Annotated in this window: 17 protein-coding genes and 1 tRNA gene; 8 read left to right on the top strand and 10 right to left on the bottom strand. The window is 64.1% G+C overall.

Features of this window, described 5'->3' with window-relative positions:
* Both RR51_RS16110 and RR51_RS16105 read left to right on the top strand, forming a co-directional pair.
* Entirely contained in the window at positions 1–462 is a 462-nt protein-coding gene (locus RR51_RS16110) for a response regulator (protein WP_015269730.1), read from the top strand.
* Positions 463–475: 13 nt separating this feature from the next.
* Positions 476–2,863 (top strand): response regulator, encoded by a 2,388-nt coding sequence (locus RR51_RS16105; protein ID WP_039614071.1) that lies wholly within the window; start codon positions 476–478, stop codon positions 2,861–2,863.
* A gap of 93 nt (positions 2,864–2,956) precedes the next feature.
* Here RR51_RS16105 and RR51_RS16100 read toward each other — a convergent pair.
* Positions 2,957–3,031, bottom strand: a tRNA-Gln gene (locus tag RR51_RS16100).
* A gap of 260 nt (positions 3,032–3,291) precedes the next feature.
* Between RR51_RS16100 and RR51_RS16095 the strand changes: the two genes are divergently transcribed.
* A complete protein-coding gene (locus RR51_RS16095; RefSeq protein ID WP_013971925.1) occupies positions 3,292–3,534 on the top strand; it encodes a DUF465 domain-containing protein in 243 nt (80 codons plus the stop codon).
* Position 3,535: 1 nt separating this feature from the next.
* Here the strand turns inward: RR51_RS16095 and RR51_RS16090 are convergent, their stop codons facing one another.
* Positions 3,536–3,961: a DUF1810 domain-containing protein gene (locus RR51_RS16090; RefSeq protein ID WP_039614070.1), complete on the bottom strand. Its 426-nt coding sequence runs from the start codon at positions 3,959–3,961 to the stop codon at positions 3,536–3,538.
* A gap of 158 nt (positions 3,962–4,119) precedes the next feature.
* On the opposite strand from RR51_RS16090, the gene zapE reads away from it, so the two are divergent.
* The gene (gene zapE, locus RR51_RS16085) at positions 4,120–5,190 is read left to right on the top strand and encodes a cell division protein ZapE (RefSeq protein WP_039614069.1); all 1,071 of its coding nucleotides are present in this window, start codon (positions 4,120–4,122) and stop codon (positions 5,188–5,190) included.
* Between the two features lie 112 nt (positions 5,191–5,302).
* Here zapE and RR51_RS16080 read toward each other — a convergent pair whose 3' ends face one another.
* Positions 5,303–7,192 carry a propionyl-CoA synthetase gene (locus RR51_RS16080; protein WP_039614068.1) on the bottom strand — a complete coding sequence of 630 codons (1,890 nt, stop codon included), beginning with the start codon at positions 7,190–7,192 and terminating at the stop codon, positions 5,303–5,305.
* 180 nt (positions 7,193–7,372) lie between these two features.
* Here RR51_RS16080 and RR51_RS16075 point away from each other — a divergent pair, with 180 nt between their 5' ends.
* Complete coding sequence (locus tag RR51_RS16075) at positions 7,373–8,239, top strand: LysR family transcriptional regulator (RefSeq protein ID WP_023663489.1); 867 nt, start codon at positions 7,373–7,375, stop codon at positions 8,237–8,239.
* Here RR51_RS16075 and RR51_RS16070 read toward each other — a convergent pair.
* The 5 genes from RR51_RS16070 to RR51_RS16050 all read right to left on the bottom strand — a co-directional run bounded on the left by RR51_RS16070 (position 8,213) and on the right by RR51_RS16050 (position 12,320).
* Positions 8,213–9,367 (bottom strand): HPP family protein, encoded by a 1,155-nt coding sequence (locus RR51_RS16070; protein WP_039614067.1) that lies wholly within the window; start codon positions 9,365–9,367, stop codon positions 8,213–8,215. The two genes, RR51_RS16075 and RR51_RS16070, sit on opposite strands and share 27 nt — an antisense overlap.
* A gap of 342 nt (positions 9,368–9,709) precedes the next feature.
* On the bottom strand, positions 9,710–11,029 hold the full coding sequence (locus RR51_RS16065) for an ATP-binding protein (RefSeq protein WP_013971920.1): 1,320 nt from the start codon (positions 11,027–11,029) through the stop codon (positions 9,710–9,712).
* Entirely contained in the window at positions 11,026–11,694 is a 669-nt protein-coding gene (locus RR51_RS16060; protein ID WP_039614066.1) for a response regulator transcription factor, read from the bottom strand. Before RR51_RS16060 ends, RR51_RS16065 begins: the two co-directional genes overlap by 4 nt.
* On the bottom strand, positions 11,695–12,009 hold the full coding sequence (locus RR51_RS16055; RefSeq protein ID WP_013971918.1) for a PepSY domain-containing protein: 315 nt from the start codon (positions 12,007–12,009) through the stop codon (positions 11,695–11,697).
* Entirely contained in the window at positions 12,009–12,320 is a 312-nt protein-coding gene (locus RR51_RS16050) for a PepSY domain-containing protein (RefSeq protein WP_039614065.1), read from the bottom strand. The genes RR51_RS16055 and RR51_RS16050 overlap by 1 nt, the downstream gene beginning before the upstream one ends.
* 294 nt (positions 12,321–12,614) lie before the next feature.
* Between RR51_RS16050 and RR51_RS16045 the strand changes: the two genes are divergently transcribed.
* Both RR51_RS16045 and queD read left to right on the top strand, forming a co-directional pair.
* Positions 12,615–13,694: a patatin-like phospholipase family protein gene (locus RR51_RS16045; RefSeq protein WP_039614064.1), complete on the top strand. Its 1,080-nt coding sequence runs from the start codon at positions 12,615–12,617 to the stop codon at positions 13,692–13,694.
* A 53-nt stretch (positions 13,695–13,747) separates the two neighbouring features.
* On the top strand, positions 13,748–14,104 hold the full coding sequence (gene queD, locus RR51_RS16040; protein ID WP_025338446.1) for a 6-carboxytetrahydropterin synthase QueD: 357 nt from the start codon (positions 13,748–13,750) through the stop codon (positions 14,102–14,104).
* Positions 14,105–14,144: 40 nt separating this feature from the next.
* Here queD and RR51_RS16035 read toward each other — a convergent pair whose 3' ends face one another.
* Positions 14,145–15,413 carry a hypothetical protein gene (locus tag RR51_RS16035; protein WP_039614063.1) on the bottom strand — a complete coding sequence of 423 codons (1,269 nt, stop codon included), beginning with the start codon at positions 15,411–15,413 and terminating at the stop codon, positions 14,145–14,147.
* A 71-nt stretch (positions 15,414–15,484) separates the two neighbouring features.
* Positions 15,485–15,952, bottom strand: coding sequence for a DUF1289 domain-containing protein (locus RR51_RS16030; protein ID WP_161795747.1), 468 nt, complete (start codon positions 15,950–15,952; stop codon positions 15,485–15,487).
* A gap of 406 nt (positions 15,953–16,358) precedes the next feature.
* On the opposite strand from RR51_RS16030, the gene acnB reads away from it, so the two are divergent.
* Positions 16,359–18,968, top strand: coding sequence for a bifunctional aconitate hydratase 2/2-methylisocitrate dehydratase (acnB, locus tag RR51_RS16025; protein WP_023661205.1), 2,610 nt, complete (start codon positions 16,359–16,361; stop codon positions 18,966–18,968).
* The last annotated feature ends 143 nt before the right edge of the window (positions 18,969–19,111 follow it).

The raw sequence follows: 19,111 nt of genomic DNA, 5'->3' as shown, positions 1-19,111 counted from the left end.
ATGCTCAAACCCATCCTGCTGGTCGAAGACAACCCACGGGACCTGGAGCTGACGCTCCTGGCGCTGGAGCGCAGCCAGTTGGCCAACGAGGTCATCGTGCTGCGTGACGGTGCCGAGGCACTCGACTACCTGCTTCGGCGCAATGCCTATGCCGAACGTGACGATGGCAACCCCGCCGTGCTGCTGCTGGACCTGAAACTGCCAAAGGTCGACGGCCTGGAGGTGCTGAAGGAAGTGCGCGCCACCGCCGAGCTGCGCAGCATCCCGACGGTGATGCTGACGTCCTCGCGCGAGGAGCCCGACCTGCTGCGCGCCTACGAGCTGGGGGTGAACGCGTACGTGGTCAAGCCGGTGGAGTTCAAGGAATTCGTCGCCGCCATTTCCGACCTGGGGGTGTTCTGGGCGGTACTCAACGAACCGCCACCCGGCTCGCTGCGCCTGAACCGGCGTGGCAGCATCTGAGGTGGCCGCGACGATGCAGCCAACGCCGCTGAAACTGCTGATGGTCGAAGACAACTCGATGGACGCCGAGCTGACCCTGATGCGCCTGGAACGTAGCGGGTTGCAGGTGCAGGCGCAGCTGGTGTTCGACCATGCCGGTGTCGAGCAAGCCCTGAGCGAGGCCCACTACGACCTGATCTTGTGCGACTGCGTGCTGCCGGGCTCGTCCGGCACCGATGTGCTGGCCATCGCCCAGCGCCTGGCACCCGACATTCCGTTCATTTTCCTGTCTGGTATCTATGGCGAAGAACATGCGGTGGAAATGATCCGCCTGGGCGCCACCGACTATGTGCTGAAGAAGAACCTGCCGCTACTGCCCAAGGCCGTGCGCCGGGCCCTGACCGAAGTGCAGGAGCGCCAGCGCCGGCGCCGCGCCGAAGAGGCCCTGGCAGACGTCGAGGCACGTGCACGCATTGCCATCGACGCTGCCGGCATGGGCACATGGGACATGCGCCCGCAGGAAGGCCTGTTGTTGTGGGATGACCGCTGCAAAACCCTGTTCGGTCTACCCACCGATACTGAAATGAGCCTCGAGGTGTTTTACGCCGGCATCTACCCCGACGACCTGCCGCAGGTGCGCGAGGCGGTGGAACAGGCCATGTGCCCGGAAGGTGGCGGCCTGTATCGGGTCGAATTCCGCATCGCCCAACCCGACGGCCTGGAACCGCGCTGGTTGCTCAGCAGCGGCCAGAGCCGGTTCGTCAACGACCAGTGCGTGCGCTTTTCCGGGGTGTTGCAGGACATCCACACCCAACGCCTGGCCACCCAGGCACTGCGCCAGCTCAACGAAATGCTGGGGGAAAGGGTCGAGCGCCGCACCCGCGAACGCGACCGTGCCTGGGAGCTGTCGCAAGACTTGCTGGCCGTGCTCAACAAGGACCTGACCCCAGTCGCGCTGAACCCCGCCTGGGAAGCCAGCCTGGGCTTGTCCCGCGAACGCCTGAGCCAGTCGTCCTTGCTGCACCTGCTGCCCGAGCCCGACCAGGAACTGCTGCTCACCGAACTGGCTGCCCTCGCCCATGGTCGCACCAGCGCCCGCTTTGTCGGGCGTATCCTGGATGCCGGTGGTCAGCAGCGCTGGTTATCGTGGGTGGTGGTGCCGGAAGACACCCTGCTGTACGTGGTGGCACGCGACATCACCAGCGAGCGCGAAGCCGCCCTGGGCCTGGCCGAAGCCAACGCCCGCCTGCGCGAGCAGATCGCCGAACGCGAACGCATCGAGGCCGCGCTGCAGCAGATGCAGCGCCTGGAAGCGGTCGGCCAGTTGACCGCCGGTGTGGCTCACGACTTCAACAACCTGCTGACGGTAATCCTCACCGGCGCCAGCTTCCTTGAGCGCGACCTGGCCAAAGCCGACCTGGAAAAGGCCAGTGCGCGGCTCAAGCACATCCGCGAAGCCGGCGAGCGCGGCGCCAAGCTGACCTCGCAGTTGCTGGCTTTCTCCCGCCGCCAGCGCCTGGAGCCGGTGGCGCTGAACCTCAACCGCACCCTGGCCGGGCTGGAAGAGTTGCTGCGCCGCACCTTGGGCGGCAATGTCTCGGTGCGCCTGGACCTGGAACCAACCTTGTGGCAGGCCCTGACCGACCCGACCCAGACCGAAATGATCATTCTCAACCTGGCGATCAATGCCCGCGATGCCATGCCCGACGGTGGCCAGCTGACGCTGTCGACCCGCAACACCCGGATCGACGCACGTCCACAGCGCCCGGAAGACCCGGACCCTGGCGAGTACGTGATGCTGAGTATCCGCGATACCGGCTGCGGCATGAGCGAAGAGGTGTTGGCCAAGGTGTTCGAACCGTTCTTCACCACCAAGGATATCGGCAAGGGTTCGGGCCTGGGCCTGGCCCAGGTATTCGGCTTCGCCAAACAGTCCGGGGGTGGCGTGCGCATCGACACCACGCCGGGGCGTGGTACGCAGGTGGCCGTGTATCTGCCGGCAGTCAAGGGTGAAGCCGTCAACGAACCGATGCCGTCGCTGCTCAGCCACTCGACTAGCGAAAGCGGTTGTAATCGCACCGTGCTGCTGGTGGATGACGACCATCTGGTACGCGACATGCTTGGTGATGTGTTGCGCCAGTACGGCTACCAGGTACGCCAGGCGCACAGTGGCGAACAGGCCTTGGCCTTGCTGGATGAGCAGATCGACCTGCTACTGAGCGATTTCGCCATGCCCGAGTTCAACGGTGCGCAACTGGCCCTGGCGGCGCGCGAGCGCTACCCGCACCTGCCGGTGGTGCTTCTTACCGGTTATGCAGAGTTGCAGGGACTGGAGTTGCCGGGCAGCCTGGTGATCCAGAAGCCGGTACAGGCCGATGAACTGGCCCGCTTGCTGAACGAGATGCTTGGAACGGCCAGGTGACCGAACAGAGCCTTCGGCAAAACCTGCGGAAACGACAAAGCCCAGCGCTAGTCTTTCCAAGCACCGGACCGAGATACGTTTGAAGCAAGAAAATGGCAGGGGCGGCTGGATTCGAACCAACGCATGGCAGGATCAAAACCTGCTGCCTTACCGCTTGGCGACGCCCCTGTATCGGATGCAGCATCTGCTGCTCTGACAATTCCAACTGAGTGACAACTGGGTTGTTGTCTTGGAATGCGCGGCACTTTAACAACAAACTTTCGGTCTGTGAACCCCCTGATGAAAAAAAATTACCAAAAAACAGCGAGTTAGTCATTTTCGTGGTTGGCGAGGCGACCATCCGTCGCTTTCCGCCCGCTTGGCTTCAACACAATCGCATTCCTCCCTTCCAATCAGATGAGCCATCTGCATTGACCAAGGAGGACCCCATGCCTGTCTCCCACGATCTTTACCAGGACTTGCACTACCCGCGCGAAATCGTCCAGCAGCGCCGACAGCAGGACAAGGCACTGGACCGTCTGCTGGACGAATACATGGACATCGACAACCAGGTGCTGGCCGCCGAGTCGATTTCGGCGGGCAACTTCGAGGATGAAGACCTGCGCCGCCTGAAAGAACGTCGGCTGGCAGTGAAGTACATGATCGAGCGCCAACTGGAACAAAAGGCCTGAACTAACCCTGCAACATGGCCAGTGTCAGGGCGTCCGCCTCACCGTCGTAGAACTGCACCAGCGCCAGCTGGAACAACGGGTTGCCGGGCGCGGCCTGGGCGAACAGGGTCAGGCACGAGCGCAGCTTGAGGTAGTCAGGGCTGCCGAGCATTTCACGGGCACTCTTGTCATGGTGCTGCAGCAGCGCAGTCACGCACGCTTGCAGGCGCGGGCCGAGCAGCGGATGAGCCAGGTAGGCACGGGCTTCGTCGATACCGGCCAGCGCATAGCGTTCGGCCATGGCGCTGTGGCCCAGGCCATCGAGCTGGGGAAACACGTACCACATCCAGTGGCTGCGCTTGCGCCCGGCCTGCAGCTCCTGCATCACCTGGTCATACACAGGGTTCTGCGCCTCTACGAAGCGCTGCAGATCAAAGTCGGCGTGCATGCTCGCCCCTCCTCGCACCGGTTCCAGCCTTTACTGTACGCCTGCATGGCGAACCTATCTCGTCAGGCGATGATTGCCGCGCACTTTCTGTATTAGTCAAAATGGCTGCCCTCGGGCAAGCTGCACCCTGCCCTGCCATCGCCCAAGGAGCTTTGCTTTTGCCTGCCTGGATCCCTACCCCGCTACGCCAGCTTGGCCAACGCCTGCGCGGCGCCGCCGCCAACCAGAGCGAACTGCTCGGCTGGTTTGAGGACAAGGCGCACAGCCGCGGTTACCAACTCAGCGACGGCCAACGCCGGGTAATCCACTGCATGGCCGAACAGCTGGCGCAGCTCGAACAAGGCCAGCCACGCAGCCTGTACCTGTACGGTTCGGTGGGCCGTGGCAAGAGTTGGCTGCTCGACGGTTTTTTCCAGGCCGTGCCGGTGCAGGCCAAGCTGCGCCTGCACTTCCATGACTTCTTCGCCCGCCTGCACCAGGGCATGCACCGCCACCGGGCGCTGGATGATGCACTGGGCGCGACCCTCGACGAGCTGGTGGGTGATTGCCAGGTGCTGTGCTTCGACGAATTCCATGTGCACGACATTGGCGATGCCATGCTGCTCACGCGGCTGTTCAATGCGTTGTTCAGCCGTGGCGTATTCCTGCTGGTGACGTCCAACTATGCACCCGAAGGGCTGCTGCCCAACCCGCTGTACCACGAGCGCTTCCTGCCGGTGATCCGCCTGATCAACAGCGCGATGGAAGTGCTGGAAGTGGGGGGCGATACCGATTTCCGCAGCCTGCCGGCCAACCGCGAACATCAGCGCTTTACCCGGGGCCACTATGTCTGGCCGGGCAATGCAGCGCAGCGCCAGGCGCTGAATGTGCCCGAGCCGCAGCCGGTGATGCTGGAAGTGAACAAGCGCCCGCTGCGCGCACTGGCGGTGGACAGCCGGCGGGTGGTGCTGGGCTTTGACGACCTGTGCGAAAAGGCCACGGCAGTGATCGACTACCTGGTGCTGGCCGGGCAATACGATGAGTGGATCATCGATGGGCTGGATGACTTGTCGGAATGTTCCCTGGCGGCGCAGCAGCGCTTCGTCAACCTGGTGGATGTGCTGTATGACCAGGACCGGCAGGTGCTGGTGATCGGCAAGCGGCCACTGGAAGAAAGCCTGGGCGGGCCGCTTGCCGACCTGATGCGTACGCGCAGCCGGCTGGGACAGCTGCATCAGGTAGGACCCTAGAACTGTATTGACCAGGCCGGCCTCTCTCCCACAGGTATTGCACAGTTCTCAAGGCCTGCGACATCCCTGTAGGAGCGGGTTTACCCGCGAAGAGGCCAGCAAGGTCAAACCCTCAGCCAGCCCTGGGCAAATCCGCCAGCACCGCCTCGATCTCCCCCAGCACCGCCGGGTCATCCAGGGTCGAAGGCGGCACATAGTCCTGCCCGTCGGCAATCTTGCGCAGCACCGCCCGCAGAATCTTCCCGGAGCGGGTCTTGGGCAGTCGCTTCACCAACCGCACCCGGTTGAAACATGCCAACGCGCCAATCTCCTCGCGCACGCTACCCACCAGGTCCACCAGCAACTGCGCCTCTGCAATGCCCTCGCCGTCCTTGAGCACCACCAGCGCCAACGGCACCTGCCCCTTGATCTCGTCATGCACGCCAATCACCGCGCACTCGGCCACTGCCGGGTGGCGTGCCACCAGGTCTTCCATCTCGCCGGTGGACAGCCGGTGCCCGGACACGTTGATCACGTCATCGGTGCGCCCCATGATGTAGACGAAGCCGTCATCGTCCAGGTAGCCACCGTCACCCGTGTGGTAATACCCCGGGTAAGTCCGCAGGTAAGCCTGCAGGTAACGCTCGTGGTCGCCCCAAAGCGTCTGGCTGCACCCGGGCGGCAATGGCAGGGCGATGACGATCGAACCCTGGTGGTTCGGCCCCAGCAGGTTGCCCTCGTCATCCAGCACGCGCACGTGATAGCCCGGCACCGCCCGGTTGCTCGACCCGGGCTTCGCCGCACTGCCTTCCAGCCCTACGCAGGGCGCGGTGACCGGCCAGCCGGTCTCGGTCTGCCACCAATGGTCGTGCACCGGCTTGCCACTGACCCGCTCCAGCCACTCGTGGGTGCTGGAATCCAGTTTCTCGCCAGCCAGGAACAACTGGCGCAGCGAGCTCAGGTCGTGCTTGCGGATCAGCTCGCCCTCAGGGTCTTCCTTGCGGATGGCGCGCATGGCCGTAGGGGCGCAGAACAATGCGTTGACCTTGTATTGCTCCACCACCCGCCAGTAGGCCGAGGCATCCGGGGTGCGGATCGGCTTGCCTTCGTAGAACACCGTGGTGCAGCCGCTCATCAGCGGCCCATAGACGATCAGCGAATGGCCAACCACCCAGCCCACGTCGGATATGCCCCACCACACATCGCCGGCCTGCATGCCGTAGATATGGCGCATGGCGTAGCACAGCGCGACGGCATTGCCGCCGTTTTCCCGCACGATGCCCTTGGGTTTGCCGGTGGTGCCAGAGGTGTACATGATGTAAAGCGGATCACCCGCATCCAGTTCCACCGGTGGCACTGGCTCGGCTTTGGCCAATGCCGCCTGCCAGTCCAGGTCGCGACCTGGCTGCAGCTGGGCACGCGCCTGCGGGCGCTGCAGCACCAGCACGTTGCGCGGCTGGTGGCGGGCCAGTTGCAGGGCACGATCGACCAGCGGCTTGTATTCGATTACCCGGTCGAACTCCAGCCCGCAGGAGGCCGTCAGCAGCAGCGTCGGCCGGGCATCGTCGATGCGCAAGGCCAGCTCGTTGGCGGCAAAGCCACCGAACACCACCGAGTGCACTGCGCCAATCCGCGCGCAGGCCAGCATGGCCATGGCCGCCTGCGGCACCATGGGCATGTAGATGATCACGCCATCGCCCTTGTTCACCCCCAACTGGCGTAACAAACCGGCCAGGCGCGCCACCTCGTCGCGCAGTTGGTGGTAGGTGTAGGCCTGTTGCACACCGGTCACCGGCGAGTCGTAAATCAGCGCCAGCTGCTCGCCACGGCCCTGCTCGATCTGGTGATCGAGGGCCAGGTAGCAGCTGTTCAGGCGGCCATCGGCAAACCAGCGGTGGGTGCCATCGGCATTGTCTTGCAGCGTGAGGGCCGGCTTGCGGTGCCAGGCCAGGTGCGCGGCCTGCTCCGCCCAGAAAGCGGCAGGGTCGGAAATGGAATGGGCGTAGCTGTGCTGGTAGCTCATATCGAAAGAAACCCGGTACTTGTTGTTATTGAAGGGCGAAACTTGAGTATGGACCGCTACACCCGCGCCGCCATGGGACTAAAGTCACAACCGACCTGCAAATTTGCAGACAACGCAAAAACGCCCCATAACGGTGCAAAGCCTCTAGAATAGGCCACCCCTTCAGCCACCGAGCAGCTCATGGACATCGATCAGGCCCGTACCTTTCTGGAAATCGTGCGTTGCGGCAGCCTGGTCGCCGCCGCCGAACGCCTGTTCGTGTCACAGACGGCGATCACCGCGCGGGTGCAGCGCCTGGAACAGCAACTGGGCTGCCAGCTGTTCGTGCGCAGCCGCAACGGCGCCAGCCTGACCAGCGACGGCGAGGCATTCGTCAGTTATGCCAACCAGATGGTGCAAACCTGGGAAGCGGCGCGCCGCGACCTGCCGCTGCCCGAAGGCTGCCAGCAAGTGCTGCACGTGGGCGCTGAGGTGAGCCTGGGCAACCCGATGCTGCTCGACTGGGTCAGTGCCCTGCACCGCGAACTGCCCAGCCATGCCATCCGCAGCGAGGTGAGCGACGGCGAATCGCTGCTGCGCAAGGTCGAGATGGGCCTGCTGGATGCCGCGCTGGTCTACCAGCCGACCTACGGCCCGGGCCTGCAGGTGGAGCAGCTGATGGAGGAAAAGCTGATCCGTGTGCGCCGGGTCGCCCAGCCAGACCCGTACATCTATATCGACTGGGGCGAAGCCTTCCGTCGCCAGCACGATGCCGCCCTGCCCGACTGCGCGCGCCCGGCGCTGAGCTTCAACCTGGGCCCGCTGGCCTTGCAGTTCATACTCGACCAGGGCGGCAGTGGTTACTTCCGCACGCGGGTAGTGCAGGCCTATCTGGACAGCGGGGTGTTCGAGCGGGTACCGCAGGCGCCGGAATTCACCTACCCGACCTTCCTGGTGTACCCGCGCAAACGCGACAGCGAAGCCCTGCAACAGGCCTTCGCCATCCTGCGCCGGCTGGTGGCCGCCGGCGCCAGCGACTGGTCACAACGCTGGGACCCGCTTATCTGAAGCCTCGGCCTCGCTAAGCAACTGGCGCTTGAGGCCGGCGATCAGGTCGGTCTGGGTGATCACCCCCACCAACTGGTCGGCATCGAGCACTGGCAGGCAATGCAGGCCCTGTTCGCACAGCAGTGGCAGCAAGCGCTCCAGCGGGTGCTGGCTGCTGACGCTGATTACCCGGCGGCTCATCACCTGCTCCATGCGCACTGTCTTGCGGCCGAACAACCCACGCCAACTGAAGCGGCCACGCTGCATGGCCGGGCCGACCAGATCGCTGAGGCTGACTATTCCCACCAGCTTGCCCTGCTGCAGCACCGGCAGGGTTTTCAGGTGGTGGCTGGCCAGCAGTTTCCAGGCCTGCTCCAGGGTGGTGTCGGGCGTGGCGAACTGCACGTCGCGGGACATCACCGAGGCCGCGGTGATGCCGCCGAGGCTGCGCTGCAGGGCGTGTTGCTCGGTGGCCAGGATGATGCGCTCCAGTTCGTCACGGGTGACATCGACGAACTCGCCCAGTTCTTCCAGAGCCTGGTCCAGGTCTTCCCCACGGATGCCGACCCGCTCGCTGGGGAGCGGGTCATGGGTGTGGTGCAGATCCTTGCGCGGCACCGCGCCTTTCGGGTAGCGCACGCCGGTGACGCGGTTGTAGAGGATCGCCACCGCTACCAGGATCAACGCATTGAGCAGCACCGGCTCCAGCAGGTGGTCGCCCATGGCGGTAAGCCCGGGGTCGGCCAGCACCGCGCTCACCGCCACCCCGCCGCCTGGCGGGTGCAGGCAGCGCAGCAGGCACATCACCAGAATCGAGATACCCAGGGCTGCAGCGGCAACCCACAGCTGCGGGCCGAAGCCCTGGCGCATGGCCAGGCCGACCGCACCGGCCAAGGCGTAGCTGCCCAGCACAGGCCAGGGCTGGGCCAATGGGCCGGAGTGCACGGCGAACACCAGCACGGCCGAAGCCGCCAGCGGGCCGAGCAGGTGCAAGGCAATGCTGGGGCCGTAGGCCATGCTGGTCAGCCAGCCGGCGAGGAACAGGCCGAACAACGCGCCGATACCGGCACGCAACCATTCTTTGGGGGGAATATTCAGGGGCGCTGGCAACAGCCGCTGCAAACGACTTTCGAAACGCGAGGCAGGCATGTAGGTAATCGGAATCTGTAGTTTTTTCTGGTTAAAAAGAAAGCCCAGCCGAGGTGGCCTGGGCCTCGTATTGCGGTTGCAATAGCACAAGGGGCTCCGTCCGTGGAGAGATGGAAACCGCAAGGTTTCGTGGGGGAATTTTGCCGGGTGGGGTGAGATTGGGCTAATTCAAAAAAATGCGGCTGTACTGCAATTTTTTTGCAGTGGTGATATGGCCAGCAAATTCCTCAAGCGCGCCGCGCAACTTGTGGGAGCGGGTTCACCCGCGAAGAATGCGACACGGTGCATGGCACCGGCTTCGCCGGTGTTCGCGGGTAAACCCGCTCCCACAGGGCCCTGGTATTACCGAGCCTTGCGCGGCAAGTCGATGCTCACCCGCAGCCCGCCCAACGGGCTATCCAGCAGCGCCAGACGCCCGCCCCAGGCCTCGACGATATCGCGCACGATGCCCAACCCAAGCCCGTGCCCGTCTACCTGCTCGTCCAGCCGCGAACCGCGCTCCAGCACCTGTTGCCGCTGGCCCTCGGGGATACCGGGGCCATCATCATCGACCCACACCTGGTAGCCATCGGCACTCGGCGCGATACCCAGCCGCACCTCGCTGTCGGCCCACTTGCAGGCGTTGTCCAGCAGGTTGCCGAGCAGTTCCAGGAAGTCCTCGCGGTCCCACGGCAGCAGCAGCCCGGGCGGCACATCCCTGGCCAGCAGCAGACCCTCGCCATGGATCATGCCCAGTGTCCCCAGCAGCCCCGGCAGCTCGACGTCGCAGTCGAACTGCGCACCAGGCAGCGCATCCCCCGCCAGGCGCGCACGGTTCAGCTCACGCGCCAGGCGCTGCTGAATCTGCTCCAGTTGCTCGCGCATCTGCGCGCGAACATCCGGCAGGTCTTTCAGGCGCTCGCTGGAGGCCAGGCTCAGCAAAACCGCCAGCGGCGTCTTCAATGCATGGCCCAGGTTGCCCAAGGCATTGCGCGAGCGGCGCAGGCTGTCTTCGGTATGGCTCAGCAGGTGGTTGATCTGCCCCACCAGCGGCGCCAGTTCGCTGGGCACTTCGGCATCCAGCTGCGAGCGCTGGCCCTGCTGCAACTGGGCGATCTGCTGGCGTGCCCGCTCCAGCGGCCGCAGCGAGCGGGTCACGGTGATGCGCTGCAACACCAGCACCAGGATCAGCGCCACCAGGCCCATGCCCAGGCCGATCTGCTGCAGGCGCCGGAAACCTTCGCGTACCGGTGAATAATCCTGTGCCACGCTGATCGAGATGTCCTGGCCCAGGCGCCGGTAGTCGGCACGCAGGGCAAGCAGTTGCTGGCCTTCCGGGCCGAGTTCGTGGCTGTCGGAAAGGCCCGGCGCGGCGGGCTTGGGCATGTCCAGATCCCACAGCGACCGGGAACGCCAGGTGCCTTTATCGAAATCGATGCGGAAGTAATAGCCGGAAAACGGCCGCTGGTAGGCGGCCGAGATACGCCGCTCATCCAGCTGCAGACCCGAAGGCCCGCGCACCAGGGCCACCAACAGGTTTTCGCTTTCCTTGCGCAGGCCATTCTCCAGGTAGCGCTGCAGGCCGACCTCGAACAACCAAAGGGTCAGCTGCGCCAGCACCAGGCCGACCACCACCAGCACCGCCACCAGGCCCAGACTCAGGCGCGCCTGGATCGACTTCACGCGGCGCTCCCGGCGTAGATGTAGCCCTGCCCGCGGCGGGTCTCGATGACGCTTCGGCCCAGCTTGCGCCGCAAGTGGTTGACGTGTACTTCCAGCACGTTGGAGTCGCGCTCGGTTTCACCGTCGTAGAGGTGCTCGGCCAGGTGGCTCTTGGACAGGATCTGCTGCGGATGCAGCATGAAGTAGCGCAGCAGGCGGAACTCGGCGGCGGTCAGCTGGATATCCACGCCGTCACGGCTCACGCACTGCCGGCTTTCGTCCAGGTGCAGGCCGGCCGCTTCCAGCGTTGGCTGGTTGGCCAGGCCACGGGCACGGCGCAACAACGCCTGGATGCGCAGCTGCAGTTCTTCGGGGTGGAAGGGTTTGCTCAGGTAGTCATCGGCCCCGGCCTTCAGCCCTTCGATACGCTCGGCCCACGAGCCGCGGGCAGTAAGGATCAACACCGGCGTGGCCAGGCCGGCGGCACGCCACTGAGCCAGCACTTCCAGGCCCGGCAGGCCCGGCAGGCCAAGGTCCAGGATGATCAGGTCGTAGGGTTCGCTCTGGCCCTGATACACCGCGTCGCGGCCATCGGCCAGCCAATCCACGGCGTAGCCCTGGCGCTGCAGGCCGGCGGTAAGTTCATCGGCCAACGGTACATTGTCCTCGACAAGCAACAGGCGCATTCAGTCGTCTTCCTCGTCTTTTAACAGGGCACCGCTGCTGGCATCGAGTTTGATCTCGCGCACCACGCCTTCAGCTGTCAGCAACTCGACTTCGTATTCGTAGCGATTGTCGTCTTCTTCCAGCTCGGCCTCCAGCAGGCGCGCCCCGGGGTGACGCCCCAGGGCGGTTTCCAGCAGATGCTCGAGCGGCAGGATGATGCCCTTCTGGCGCAGTTCCAGGGCTTCGTCCTGATCAAGGTCACGGGCAACGGCCAGGGAACAGACGGCCAGCAGCGCCAGCGCGAAGTAGCGCGCCGGCCGCAGTAGGTGGATCATCAGTTGTCCCGCTCATCCTTCAGCACTTCACCGGTCTTGGCGTCCAGCGCCACGTCCCATTCGACGTTCTGCGTGTCGCGCAGCTCGACCTTGTAGACGTAGCGACCGTACTCATCTTCAAGTTCCGAGTCGGTGACGGTGGCACCCGGGTGCTTGGCCACGGCGGCGGCCTTGAGTTCGTCCAGCGACTTGACGGCCTTGGCATTTACCAGCTTGACCACTTCGTCGGGCTGCACGTCCTTGGCGATGGCGGAATGGGCGCCCAGGGCAAGGGCGGCGGCTACGGTGAACAGGGCAGTCATGCGTTTCATCGTTCTTCTCTCCTGAGAACTGTGCAAGTTGTCTACGGGGTTAAGATTAACCACCGGTCCTTAATTCAACCTGAAAACAACTGGCGCCATGATAGCGCAGCTCTCACCGGTTCATCACAGGCCGCGGCATGGGGCAAATACCTGTAGGAGCAGCCTTGTGCTGCGAATGGGCCACTAGGGCAACAGATTTTCTTCGCCAGCAATGGCCTCTTCGCAGCACAAGGCTGCTCCTACAGGTCCTGTGCGTGCCTTGAACCCTTTACAATGACTTGCCTGCCGCCCAAGAGATCCGCCATGAGCGCCATTCACATCAAATACCCCGCCCTCACCTTCAAGGCCGGCCAACGTGCCCTGCGGCAGGTCCGCGAGCGCGGCCTGCAGGCGGCCGATGTCGGTGTGCTGCCGGGTGCGGCTGGCGGGTCGAAGCCGCTGGGCATCCAGGGCCTGGACCTGGCGCTGTTCGGTGAGTGGCTGCCGTCGGCGCCACGCCAACGTGCGCTGATCGGCGCCTCGATCGGCGCCTGGCGCTTTGCCAGTGCCTGCCTCGACGACCCGGTCGCAGGCATCCGTCGCCTGGGCGAACTGTACACCGAGCAGGATTTCGCCAAGGGCGTCACCCCGGCCGAAATCAGCCGCAGTTGCCAACACATGCTCGATGACCTGCTGCAAGGCCGCGACAGCCAGCTGCTGGCCAACCCGCACTATCGCCTGAACATCCTGGTGGTGAAGAGCCATGGCCAGCTCGCCCACGACCATCGGGGCCGCCTGGGCCTCGGCCTGGGTTCGGTGATCGCCAGCAACCTGCTCGGCCGCTCGCGCCTGGCACGGCACTTCGAGCGCGTCATCCTGCACGACGGCCGCGCCACGCCGCCGCTCGACGCACTGACCGACTTCCCCTCGCGCTGCCTGCCGCTGGACCTGGCCAACCTGCGCCATGCCCTGCTTGCCTCGGGCTCCATCCCCATGGTCATGGAAGGCGTGAAAGACATCCCTGGTGCAGGTGCAGGCACTTACCGCGACGGCGGCCTGCTCGACTACCACCTCGACCTGCCCTACCGCGGCGACGACCTGGTGCTGTACCCGCACTTCACCGACAAGGTCGTACCCGGCTGGTTCGACAAGGCCCTGCCCTGGCGCAAGGGCGATGCCACGCGCCTGCAGAACGTGCTGCTGATGACGCCCTCGCCGCAGTACCTGGCGGCCCTGCCCTACGGCAAGCTGCCCGACCGCAATGACTTCAAGCGTTTCATGGGCGATGCGCCTGGCCGCAAGCGCTACTGGTACAAGGCCATTGCCGAGAGCCAGCGGCTGGGCGACGAGCTGCTGGAGCTGATTGCCACCGGGCGGTTGCATGAACGCCTGCAAGCCTTGTAGCGGCCATGCTGGTAGACTGCGCGCATTCTTGATTCACATAGAGTTATGACAGCGTGGAAATTTTTAAAGAATTTACATTCGAGTCGGCCCACCGCCTGCCGCACGTCCCTGCCGGGCACAAATGCGGTCGCCTGCACGGCCACTCATTCAAGGTCGGCCTGCACCTGACCGGCCCGCTCGACCCGCACACCGGCTGGATCCGCGACTTCGCCGAGATCAAGGCGATCTTCAAGCCGATCTACGAGCAACTGGACCACAACTACCTGAACGACATCCCGGGCCTGGAAAACCCCACCAGTGAAGTGATCGCCAAGTGGATCTGGGACCAGGTCAAGCCGCTGCTGCCGGAACTGTCGAAGGTGCGCATCCACGAAACCTGCACCAGCGGTTGCGAGTACAGCGGCGACTGAACCCCGGCAAGGGCGCTGTAGCAGCGCCCTTGCGCCCCCCCTAGAACCTGGCCGAGGTTTCCAGCACCTGCACAGTCAGGGATCCTTCCTCACCCAGCGCCTCCGTACCCAGCCTGCGTTCGCTGCGATCTGCCAGCTTCACGACTCGGCCACTGCTGTGCCTGAGTTTCACGTTGGCCACAGTTGCCCCCGCCTGCAAGGCAGCCGGGTCCAACCCGTCCAGATGCCAGAGAATATCCGCCTCCGCACGAACCGATTGCCAGCGCTGCGCCAGGCTCATGGTCCAGCCCTTCTGTTTGCGCAGGGTGAAGTTCAGGCGCCGACCACGCTCGTCAAGCGGCCAGATCTCATACGCATACACCCCGTTATCGAGGTAGGCGGCAAACCAGAAACGCTCGCATGCCGGTCGGGTTTCATCGTCGCGCCAGCGCGTGCCCAAAGCATCGGTCTGCTCCACACTCAACCTTGCCCGTGGGTTCCACTCCCAGCCTTCGTCAAAGCGAGCTGCCACCAAGCCCTGCACGCCGTCCGTGGAGCCGGCAGGGCCGGCTGGCGTCTCATCGGGCCGCCAGCACAAACTGGCGATGAAACTGTGCTCTGCCTTGAACGCCTGACTGCTGCCCGCCCGCTGCAGGCCCGTGCCCCAGGCGACATCGCGCGCTTCATGGGCGTAGTCCAGCACTTCGAGGGCCATCAGGCCTGGTTCGCCAGTCAGCGTGTTTATCAGCCATGCCTCCCGGTTGGCGATGCGCCTGGCCCGTTGCCCGGCGGCGTCGACCAGAACGACATTGCATAACCGCGCCCCGCGCTTGATATCGTTGTGGTTGATACCCGAAAGGTTCCACAGGTGCTGCGGATCGGTCAGATGCTCACGCCCGGCCGCCGCCTCGGTCTGGTCCTTCACGCCCGCATAGCCTGCAAAGCCTGACAGCGCCCCCGGCTTACTGTAGACAATCCGCTTCAGCGGTTTCCAGTTCCGGTCATAAGGCCGCATTTCATAGCGCAGCGTCGCCCCGGTCCGGTCCGTACCGCTGATATAGGCTCCGAACCAGAACAGCTCGCCATACACATGACTGGGCAAGGTGTAGCTCCATGGCTCCAGCTGCAATGGGCCGGTGCCTTCGGGCTCGGCCCGCAGATATCGGTACCAGTGGTCATTGTGAAAACCGGCCCCGCCATAATGCAGCCACATGGGGGCAAGCCTGGCGGTCGAAGCGTCCCACTGATCGGGATGCAGGAGCTCATCGCCCAGCTGCCACCAGCAGCGAGCCAAAAAGGAAAATTCCGGGTGGTAGACATAGTCGCTCATGGGCGCTTCCTGTACATGGAAAACGCCGGACACTACGCGAGCAATGCCGCCCGAAATCAGCGGGAAACAGCCTACTCCAATGCCTGTTGCAGGAACGCCGGGGCGATGTAGCGCTGGTAATGCGCCTCGGACAGCAGGAAGAATTCGCGGTCGATGGCGTCGCGCAACTGCGGCAGCTCCCAGTCGCGGAATTCCGGCAACAGCACCATGCCGTAGGCTTCCAGGTCGCGGATCATCCGCGCCCCGCGGGCAATCAGCTGGTACGCCCAGCAATATTCCGACTGCTGCTCGACAAAGCGGATGGAACGCTGCTCCAGTTGCTGGCGCAGCAGGCCTTTGTCGAACACCTCCAGCTTGGCCATCATCACCTGCACCAGCAGCTGCTCCAGGCGCAGCCACACGGCGCGCTTCTGCGCATCGTCGTAGCCGTTCCAGTTGATCACTTCGTGGTGAAACCGCTTGCAGCCACGGCAAACCGTGTCTCCGTAAACCGTGGAGCACAGGCCGACGCAAGGGGTCTTGATGGACTTGTTGGACATGAAAAACAACAGCTTGGCGATGGAACACGAACCCATGTTAGCCCTTTGTCTAACCAGGGTCACTCGTTAAAGTCATCTTCGCCGCCTTACCTTCGGGCTTTTTTTGCCGTAGAATCATCCCGCCTTTTCAAAGGCAACAATGTCCGTTGGAAGCTGTTTTCAAAGCGTCACGAGCACAGTTCATCCGGTAGAACGGCGTTGGCCCGGGCCATGCATCCCTCGCATGCCCGTGCCAGCCCTCATCAGCTCCCCGTTCTGCAGGCGTAAAACTTTGAAAGCAGCTTCTGTAAGGATTCTTTGCGACTCTGGCTGGGCGGCCCACAAAGCCGTGGCAGCGCATGGGTGCATTGAATGCTGGATGAGCGTCCCGGACCCCCTTTAGGGACCACTGATGAGGGAAATAACTGTGCTTGAAGCCTACCGCAAACACATCGAAGAGCGTGCCGCCCTGGGTATCGTGCCCCAGCCGCTGAACGCCGAACAAACTGCAGGCCTGGTCGAGCTGCTGAAAAACCCGCCGGCCGGCGAAGAAGCCTTCCTCGTAGACCTGATCACCCACCGCGTACCGCCAGGGGTCGACGAAGCTGCCTATGTCAAGGCCGCTTTCCTCTCCGCCGTCGCCAAAGGCGAAGCCAAGTCGCCTCTGATCGACCGCAAGCACGCCACCGAACTGCTGGGCACCATGCAGGGCGGCTACAACATCGAAACGCTGGTCGCACTGCTGGATGACGCCGAACTGGGCGCCGTCGCGGCCGAACAGCTCAAGCACACCCTGCTGATGTTCGATGCCTTCCACGACGTGGCCGAAAAAGCCAAGGCCGGCAACGTTCACGCCAAGGCCGTGCTGGAATCCTGGGCTGCCGGCGAGTGGTTCACCTCGCGTCCGGCCATCGCCGACAAGTACACCCTGACCGTGTTCAAGGTGCCTGGCGAAACCAACACCGACGACCTGTCCCCTGCCCCGGACGCCTGGTCGCGCCCTGACATCCCGCTGCACGCACTGGCCATGCTGAAGATGGCCCGCGACGGCATCGAGCCGCAGCAGCCTGGTTCGGTCGGCCCGCTGGCCCAGATCGAAGCGGTCAAGGCCAAGGGTTACCCGGTTGCCTACGTCGGTGACGTGGTCGGTACCGGTTCTTCGCGCAAATCCGCCACCAACTCGGTGCTGTGGTTCTTCGGCGACGACATCCCGTACGTACCGAACAAGCGCGCCGGTGGTTTCTGCTTCGGTACCAAGATCGCCCCGATCTTCTACAACACCATGGAAGACGCCGGCGCCCTGCCGATCGAATTCGACTGCACCAACCTGGCCATGGGCGACGTCATCGACGTTTACCCGTTCAAGGGCGAAGTGCGCCGTAACGGCAGCGACGAACTGGTCACCACCTTCGAGCTGAAAACCGAAGTGCTGCTGGATGAAGTCCGCGCTGGCGGCCGTATCCCGCTGATCGTCGGCCGTGGCCTGACCGAGAAGGCCCGTGCCGAACTGGGCCTGGGCGCCTCCGACCTGTTCAAGAAGCCGGAGCAGCCTGCCGATTCGGGCAAGGGCTTCACCCTGGCACAGAAAATGGTCGGCCGTGCCTGCGGCCTGCCAGAAGGCCAGGGCGTGCGCCCAGGTGCCTACTGCGAGCCGAAGATGACCACCGTCGGTTCCCAGGACACCACTGGCCCGATGACCCGCGACGAGCTGAAAGACCTGGCGTGCCTGGGCTTCTCCGCTGACCTGGTGATGCAGTCGTTCTGCCACACCGCGGCCTATCCGAAGCCGATCGACGTCACCACCCACCACACCCTGCCAGACTTCATCCGCACCCGTGGCGGCGTGTCGCTGCGCCCGGGCGACGGCATCATCCACAGCTGGCTGAACCGCATGCTGATGCCTGACACCGTGGGTACCGGTGGCGACTCGCACACCCGCTTCCCGATCGGCATCTCGTTCCCGGCCGGTTCCGGCCTGGTGGCCTTCGCCGCCGCCACCGGCGTCATGCCGCTGGACATGCCAGAATCCGTGCTGGTGCGCTTCAAGGGCAAACTGCAGCCAGGCATCACCCTGCGTGACCTGGTCCACGCCATCCCTTACTACGCCATCCAGAAGGGCCTGCTGACCGTCGAGAAGAAGGGCAAGAAGAACATCTTCTCCGGCCGCATCCTCGAGATCGAAGGCCTGAACGAGCTGACCGTCGAGCAAGCCTTCGAGCTGTCCGACGCCTCGGCCGAGCGTTCCGCTGCCGGTTGCACCATCAAGCTGCCAGAGAAGGCCATCGCCGAGTACCTGCAGTCCAACATCACCCTGCTGCGCTGGATGATCGGCGAAGGCTACGGCGATGCCCGCACCCTGGAGCGCCGCGCCCAGGCCATGGAAGCCTGGCTGGCCAAGCCTGAGCTGCTGTCGGCCGACGCCGATGCCGAATACGCCGAGATCATCGAAATCGACCTGGCCGAAGTGAAAGAGCCTGTGCTCTGTGCACCGAACGACCCGGACGATGCCCGCCTGCTGTCTTCGGTACAGGGCGAGAAGATCGACGAAGTGTTCATCGGTTCGTGCATGACCAACATCGGCCACTTCCGCGCTGCCGGCAAGCTGCTGGACAAGGTCAAGGGCGGTATCCCGACCCGTCTGTGGCTGGCCCCGCCAACCAAGATGGACGCTCACCAGCTGACCGAAGAAGGCTACTACGGCATCTACGGCAAGGCTGGCGCGCGCATGGAAATGCCAGGCTGCTCGCTGTGCATGGGTAACCAGGCACGTGTGCAGACCGGTTCGACCGTGGTCTCCACCTCGACCCGTAACTTCCCGAACCGTCTGGGCGACGCCACCAACGTGTACCTGGCATCGGCCGAGCTGGCCGCTGTCGCTTCGATCATCGGCAAGCTGCCGACCGTCGAAGAGTACATGCAGTACGCGAAGGACATCGACAGCATGGCTGCCGACGTTTACCGCTACCTGAGCTTCGACCAGATCGCCGAGTTCCGCGAAGCGGCAGCCAACGCCAAGATCCCGGTGGTTCAGGCGTAAGCTGAGTTGTAAGATGTAAAAGAAAGCCCCGGCAGAAATGTCGGGGCTTTCTTGTTTCAACCTGTACCGGCCTCTTCGCGGCTAAAGCCGCTCCCACAGGGACCCCACAGTTTTCGAGGGCTGCGCAAGACCTTGTGGGAGCG

This window comes from Pseudomonas sp. C5pp, from assembly GCF_000814065.1.
Classification (GTDB): Bacteria; Pseudomonadota; Gammaproteobacteria; order Pseudomonadales; family Pseudomonadaceae; genus Aquipseudomonas; species Aquipseudomonas asiatica.
This window is presented reverse-complemented; position numbering and strand designations above follow the sequence as displayed.